Genomic DNA, 7,042 nt, shown 5'->3' on the forward strand with positions numbered 1-7,042 from the left:
TGTCGCTTGCAAACCGTGTTGGTGAACGAATGCTGCCTCTGGTAAGCCTGGTGGACATGAAAAAAGAACGAAAAGAATTCAAAAATTTCTCCATGCTTTCCGGAACCTTGCGAAACGCAATCCATGACAGGCTTTCCCGTAAGGAACAGATATTTCTTTTTCTCAATCGCAGAGGTACAGCCCGGTTCGTTTTTTGCCCTGAATGCGGTTACGCATTGGAATGCGCCCATTGCAGTGTCACCCTCACCTTTCATGGCAAGGATGAACTCCTGCTCTGCCATTATTGCAACTTCAAGACTAAGATGCCCAATCGTTGCATTGACTGCCAGGGAGAAGTGATTCGTTTCAGTGGTTTTGGCACCCAAAAGCTGGAAGAGGAAATCCGCAGGCTGTTTCCGGAGTCCAGGGTAACGCGGCTTGACCGTGACACGACAAGAAGTCGCGATTCATTTTCAATTATGCACAAGAAAATGAATGCTGGGAAAATCGACATACTCATTGGCACGCAAATGATAACTAAAGGACACGACTTTCCCAACGTCACTCTTGTAGGAGTTGTACATGCTGATTTATCCTTGAACATACCCGATTTCAGATCATGCGAAAGGTCATTCCAGTTACTCACCCAAGTTGCCGGAAGAGCGGGAAGAGGAGAAGTTCCCGGAAAGGTGATCGTTCAAACTAATAATCCTGACCACTATATGTTCGGGTTTGTCCGGGAACACGATGTGAATGCATTTCATGAGAAAGAGTTAAAATTGCGGCAGCAACTCAACTATCCACCATTCACACGACTGGTAGCCATAGAAATTGTCAGTGAAGATGAAACACTTGGGCAAAATACTGCTGCCAAACTAGGCCAGGCCCTGACTCGAAAAGTTACCAGGCATGCAGAAATACTGGGTCCTTCCAAAGCGGCTCTTTATAGAATTCAGAACAAATTCCGCTGGCATGTTATATTACGCGGCCAGAACATGCAGACACTGCAAAGAATTCTGGTAGACTGTCAGGAGCTTAACGAGCTGAAGTCCGCATCCCGTGGAAAAATCAGGCTTTCAATCGACGTTGATCCTTTCAACCTTTTATAATTTTCATATCACTTAAGTTAAAACAATATTCATGAAAATATTTCGATCCATGTATGATTGGGTCCTTCATTGGGCCGCAACTCCCTATGCGCTTCCCGCATTGTTTTTTATTTCATTCATCGAATCATCTTTTTTCCCAGTCCCGCCCGATGTTTTATTGATCGCCATGACTGTCGCCCTGCCTGCTTTGTGGGTCAGGTTTGCCTTCATTTGTTCTCTGGCTTCTGTTCTTGGCGGAATGTTTGGTTATTTCATAGGCTATAAGTTTATGGACTTGTTCGGCAACAGGATCGTTGAGTTTTATCACTTGCAAGCCAAGTTTGAACAAATAGGAGCTCTGTATGACGAGCACCAGGCCTGGGCAGTTGCCGCAGCTGGCTTCACACCGTTGCCCTATAAAATCTTCACCCTTGCAGCTGGAACGTTTAAAATAAATTTTCCAACATTTGTCCTGGCTTCTGCGATCAGTCGTTCAGCTAGATTCTTTCTGGTTGGATTTATAATTTACAAATTCGGACCACCCATCAAAGAATTAATAGAAAAATATTTTAATATTTTCAGTATCGTTTTTTTCATTCTGCTTGTTTTAGGATTTTATCTATTAAAATTTGTATTTTGACGGAGCCTACCATGCACTATGTAATTTTCATCACAACCGGGTCAAAAGAAGAAGCGGATAAAATAAGCAGGGGACTGGTAGAAGAAAAGCTTGCGTTTTGTGTAAGTTCCATCCCAAAAGTTCAGTCAACCTATTATTGGGAAGATAAGATCCATGTTGACGAAGAATTTCTGTTAATCGTTAAAACCCGTAAAGACCGTTATGAAGCTCTTGAAACATGGGTCAAATTAAAACATAGTTACGAGGTGCCTGAAATCATAGCCTTAAATATCGAGCAGGGCTTGCCCGCATACCTGTCAGGGATTGATGAATGGATCACAAAAACCCATGATTAGGATTAAAAGAGAATGGGAAATTTCAGATAATCTTGTCACACCCGAGTCTGTCTATATGCGCAGGCGGGACTTTATAAAAGGTTCCGTTCTGACTACAGCAGCAACTGCAGGGGTATTATATGGTTGTGGGCCTTCTTCTCCCCCAAATGTTCTTCCTGAAGTTAAATGGACTGAACTTGAAAAGTCTGTCTATCCGGCTAGGAGGAACCCGCTTTACAAACTGGATCGGCCCTTAACGGATGAGAAAGTCGCATCCACCTACAATAATTTTTATGAATTTGGAACCGGTAAAATTGACCCGGTGCATTATGCGCAAAAACTGAACACAAACTTATGGTCAATCCAGGTGGGCGGGTTGGTCAACAAGCCCCAGTCGTTTGATCTGAAAACCCTGCTGAAAACCATGCCCATTGAGGAACGTGTTCTGAGGTTACGTTGCGTGGAGGCCTGGGCCATGGCAGTGCCCTGGACAGGGTTCATGCTTCGTGAGCTCCTGAAAAAGGTTGAGCCTAAATCTGAGGCCACGCATGTGAGGTTTGAAACTTTCTATCAGCCGTTCACTGCCCAGGGTCAACTTGCGTTCTGGGAACCATGGCCCTATGTCGAAGGATTGACCATTCAGGAAGCAATGAATGAACTGGCATTTCTAGCCACCGGCATTTACGGACATCCGCTTCCAAAACAGCACGGCGCCCCGATTCGTCTGGTTGTGCCCTGGAAATACGGGTTCAAAAATATCAAATCTATTGTTAAGATTGATTTGGTTGATTACCGTCCTTCAACTTTCTGGAACACCTTGCAAGGTTTGGAGTATGACTTCACAGCCAATGTTGATCCCCGGATCCCCCACCCACGTTGGCCACAGACACGAGAAAAAATGATCGGTAGCGGAGACATCCGCCCCACTCTCCCCTATAATGGCTATGGAGAATTCGTTGCCCATTTATATTGAGGAGTTTTCAGTGCATCCATTAAAGTTAGTATCTCTTCTTTTATGTTCCTTGTTCCTCTTACCCGTATCTTTATGGGCCGAAGAGGAAGTAGAAAAAAACCAGATAAAAAAACATATCTATACAGTCATAGAGTTCGAATCCACTTTCATGAATCGAACAAAAGAAAAAGTGCTGGAAACTCTCGGGGAACCGAATACCAGGTGGGAGCATCGAGGAAAAGAGGTATGGAAATACAATAATATCATTAAAGATCAAGACAAGCTGTGGGATCAAAATGTCATGTTCGATTTTGGCCGTGTCAACATGATGTGGGCGACCCCTCCAGCAACGCCAGCAAGTGATTTGTCAACAACATCAGCAAATCATCAATAACCTTCCCTCTTATGTGATATTTATGTGTGCTAAAAAGTGTTGACTGGCTTGGGAAGCTTCTTTTGCACCAATAACCTCTCAAGCCATTTCCAAAGATTAGCTGTTCCAATTTTTTCCTTTGCTTTAAATTTTGTTTTGTATGCTTGTTAATTAAAACATTGCCTGTATTATGCTAGCGGAATATTTGTTTAGCATGGAGATCAAGGCAATGAAAGCTTACAGAGTCCATGAATATGGCGAAGCCGCAAAATTTGTTGAAAATGAAGTTGAAAAACCAAAAGCAAAGCAGGGGCATGTAGTGGTTGAGGTAAAAGCCACAAGTCTTAACCCTGTTGACCATAAACTGTTAAAAAGTGATTTAGGAATTAATCCCGCATTACCCGGAACCCTTCATATGGATGTTGCGGGAGTTATCTCTGAAGTTGGAGATGGTGTTACCGCCTTTAAAACTGGCGATGAGATTTATGGTTGTGCGGGTGGACTGCAGGGGAAAGCCGGAAATATTGAAGGGGCATTAGCCGACTTCATGGTGGTAGATAGTGACTTGATTGCCTTGAAACCCAAATCATTAAGCTTCGCTGAGTCGGCGGCATTACCACTTGTAACGATCACCGCATGGGAAGGCTTGTTTGACAGAGCTTGTATAAAAAAAGGGGATCATATACTTGTGCATGCCGGGACAGGAGGGGTGGGTCATATAGCAATACAACTTGCCAAGCGACATGGAGCAAAGGTCGCAACCACAGTATCTTCTCAAGATAAAGCCAGGATTGCGACAGGTTTGGGTGCAGATGAAATTATTTTCTATCACGATGAAACCGTGAAAGACTATAAACAACGACTCACTGCAGATGAGGGGTTTGATGTCGTGTTTGATACCATTGGCGGAGAAAATCTGGATAAATCTTTGAGTGCCGTTAAGATCAGCGGTCAAGTTATCAGTATTATAGGAACCAACAAACATGATCTTTCACCGATGCATATGAAGGGGTTAAGTTTACATTTAGTATTTATGCTTTTACCCATGCTGACAGGAAAGGGCCGAACTCATCATGGTGTATTGTTAGAAAAAGTCGCCAAATGGGTAGATGAAGGATTAATCAAGCCACTAATACACGAAGAGAAATTCTGTTTCAGCCAGGCAAATGAGGCTCATGCCCTATTTGCATCCAATAAGCATATTGGGAAAATTGTCTTAGAGAATACTTGATTCCTCTACACTTGCTCATTATCCAACCACTATTTAAAATAATAGCTAGTCTGCATCACCCCTGGAGGTGAAGAATTGTTCTATCTGTGCTGCTACAAAACCGGAAATGGCGCCTCCGCTTCCTGCTGCAATGATGAGAATATCCTGATCTCCTGTTCGATATCCAAAGAAGGCTCCGGTTAATACTCCCAGGCAAATAATGAGCATATAACGTCGCCCACCAATCCACCCGATGAACCCGCCAACCACCAGACCCAAAACTCCGGCGATGACCATCAGGAGTGGACTATGAATAACCCAGCCCATAGCAAGGCCTGTAGCACCCATCAGTACCATGCCCATAAAAATTTCATTTTTCCCATGCGATTTGGGCATGCTGACCTTGTTAAAGTTGATACAAATTCATTTATGCTAAAGTGGATATTATGAGGTTTATTCTATCAAATTTGTTCATCTTCTTCTTTTTAATCCTGCCTGCTGAGGCATTTCGTATTGGGGATTTAAGATCCCCTGCCAGTTTTATTGTTGACCCGGCACTAGGAAACTATTTCATCTCCAACATCAACGGCAACCCGGAGAGCCGCGACAATAACGGAATCATCAAAAAATTTGACGCATCAGGAAAGACTTTACTTGTAATCCGGGGAGGTAGCCCTCAGGTCACCCTGCACGCTCCAGACGGTTTGGCGCTCAAAGACAACAAGCTTTATGTCACGGATATTGATTCTTTACGCTGGTTCGACAAAAATAACGGCATGCCTTTAGGTCATATTGACTTAACCGGAATCGGTGTAAAACGGTTAAGAGGACTGGCATTCGATGACGAAGGCAACCTTTATGTCTCAGATGTCCTCGGCAATGCTATTTATAAAATAGAAACGGACAACGACCACAGCATTTCCATTCATGCCAGGGACAACCGTCTGGGTAATCCCAGTGGAATGGTTTACGATCCCTTACGCAAGAGATTGATTGTAGTAACCCGGGCAAGTGGAAAAGTATTAGGAGTTGGAATGAATGGTAAAATCTTGTCCGTCATCCCGCAAACTTTTAAAAAACTTTATGGAATAGACTGGGACCGGGAGGGTGATTTATTGATCTCAGATGAGTCGGCTGGAAAAATCTACAGGATAAAAAAATTTTCCCGGACAGAAACTGTCCGGGAAAACATATTGACTCCAGCAGGCATCTCTTTTGACTATGCCCGCGATCTCATTCTCGTGCCATCTTCACAGGGAAACATTGCATTCACGATTCCCCGTTGAGCCTTAAAGGTTTTTGAAGACCTCATCCAGGCTCGTTCTCGCATCACCAAACAACATGCGTGTGTTCTCTTTAAAGAACAAAGGATTCTGCACACCCGCATATCCAGTAGCCATGCCGCGTTTCAGCACAATTGTGGTTTTACCTTTCCAGCATTCCATCACCGGCATACCGGCAATGGGACTTTCCGGATCGGTTTGCGCAGAAGGATTTACAATGTCATTGGCACCAATGATGATTGAAACATCAATATCCGGAAAGTCATCATTGATCTCATCCATTTCAAAAACGATATCGTAAGGCACTTTCGCTTCGGCAAGCAATACGTTCATATGCCCAGGCATTCGCCCCGCAACAGGGTGGATGCCAAAGCGTACATTTATTTTTTTGGACCTGAGAGCCTTGGTGATTTCATAGACGATATGCTGTGCCTGAGCCACCGCCATTCCATATCCCGGAATGATCATGATCTCTTTAGACTCTGCCAACAAGGCTGCAACCTCAGGGGCTTGCAGTGCAACCACTTCACCCTGATCTTCAACAGCTGCAGAGCTTCCGCCTCCGGTTGTTGTACCAAATCCACCGGCGATAACATTCAAAAACTTCCGGTTCATAGCACGACACATGATGTAACTGAGGATTGCACCACTACTACCTACCAGCGCACCCGTTACAATCAACAGGTCATTGTTAAGCATGAACCCGGTTGCAGACGCCGCCCAGCCGGAATAACTGTTGAGCATGGAAACAACAACCGGCATATCAGCACCACCGATAGCCATGACCATGTGGATTCCGAACAGCAATGCGATTCCTGTCATGATCATCAAAGGAGAGAGTCCTCCTCCTGCTGCAGATTGGTCAACAAACATCACACAAAGGTAAATGGAAGACAGCAGCAAACCTAGATTTAGCCAATGTCTCGCCGGTAACAATACTGGGTTACCGCCTATTTTACCGCTCAGTTTTCCAAATGCGATGATAGAGCCTGACAGGGTTACCGCACCAATAAGGATCCCCAGATAAGTTTCCACATCATGAATGGTTAATTCAATACCACTGTAATGCTGCAACCGCCCAGGATCCATGAAGTTGGCGAATCCAACCAGGACCGCCGCCAGTCCGACAAGGCTGTGCAATATGGCGACCAGTTCGGGCATCTCGGTCATCTGCACCCGCTTGGCCAAAATCAGTCCGATGCT

Annotated in this window: 8 protein-coding genes and 1 pseudogene (1 of these 9 running past the window's edge); 7 read left to right on the forward strand and 2 right to left on the reverse strand. The window is 44.5% G+C overall.

The genetic code is table 11. From position 1 onward, the window contains the following. From priA to F3741_10290, 6 genes are all read left to right on the forward strand, one after another. A partial coding sequence (gene priA / locus F3741_10265) for a primosomal protein N' (protein MZG31168.1) occupies positions 1–1,088 on the forward strand: 1,088 nt, incomplete at its 5' end. Between the two features lie 31 nt (positions 1,089–1,119). After that, positions 1,120–1,707, forward strand: a complete 588-nt coding sequence (locus F3741_10270; GenBank protein ID MZG31169.1) for a DedA family protein — start codon at positions 1,120–1,122, stop codon at positions 1,705–1,707. Between the two features lie 11 nt (positions 1,708–1,718). Next, positions 1,719–2,042 carry a divalent-cation tolerance protein CutA gene (locus F3741_10275; GenBank protein MZG31170.1) on the forward strand — a complete coding sequence of 108 codons (324 nt, stop codon included), beginning with the start codon at positions 1,719–1,721 and terminating at the stop codon, positions 2,040–2,042. Continuing rightward, positions 2,035–2,994, forward strand: a complete 960-nt coding sequence (gene msrP, locus F3741_10280; protein MZG31171.1) for a protein-methionine-sulfoxide reductase catalytic subunit MsrP — start codon at positions 2,035–2,037, stop codon at positions 2,992–2,994. The genes F3741_10275 and msrP overlap by 8 nt, the downstream gene beginning before the upstream one ends. Next, the gene (locus tag F3741_10285) at positions 2,978–3,367 is read left to right on the forward strand and encodes a hypothetical protein (GenBank protein ID MZG31172.1); all 390 of its coding nucleotides are present in this window, start codon (positions 2,978–2,980) and stop codon (positions 3,365–3,367) included. Before msrP ends, F3741_10285 begins: the two co-directional genes overlap by 17 nt. Before the next feature lie 208 nt (positions 3,368–3,575). Then, positions 3,576–4,577 (forward strand): zinc-dependent alcohol dehydrogenase family protein, encoded by a 1,002-nt coding sequence (locus F3741_10290; GenBank protein MZG31173.1) that lies wholly within the window; start codon positions 3,576–3,578, stop codon positions 4,575–4,577. Positions 4,578–4,622: 45 nt separating this feature from the next. Here F3741_10290 and F3741_10295 read toward each other — a convergent pair whose 3' ends face one another. Further along, a complete protein-coding gene (locus tag F3741_10295) occupies positions 4,623–4,952 on the reverse strand; it encodes a hypothetical protein (protein ID MZG31174.1) in 330 nt (109 codons plus the stop codon). Positions 4,953–5,002: 50 nt separating this feature from the next. Between F3741_10295 and F3741_10300 the strand changes: the two genes are divergently transcribed. Beyond that, complete coding sequence (locus tag F3741_10300; protein ID MZG31175.1) at positions 5,003–5,842, forward strand: hypothetical protein; 840 nt, start codon at positions 5,003–5,005, stop codon at positions 5,840–5,842. Between the two features lie 3 nt (positions 5,843–5,845). Here F3741_10300 and pntB read toward each other — a convergent pair. Further along, positions 5,846–7,042 (reverse strand): annotated as a pseudogene (gene pntB / locus F3741_10305) (Re/Si-specific NAD(P)(+) transhydrogenase subunit beta); it runs 288 nt beyond the window's last position.

It is taken from the genome of Nitrospinota bacterium (genome assembly GCA_009873635.1).
In the GTDB taxonomy this organism is placed as follows: domain Bacteria; phylum Nitrospinota; class Nitrospinia; order Nitrospinales; family VA-1; genus LS-NOB.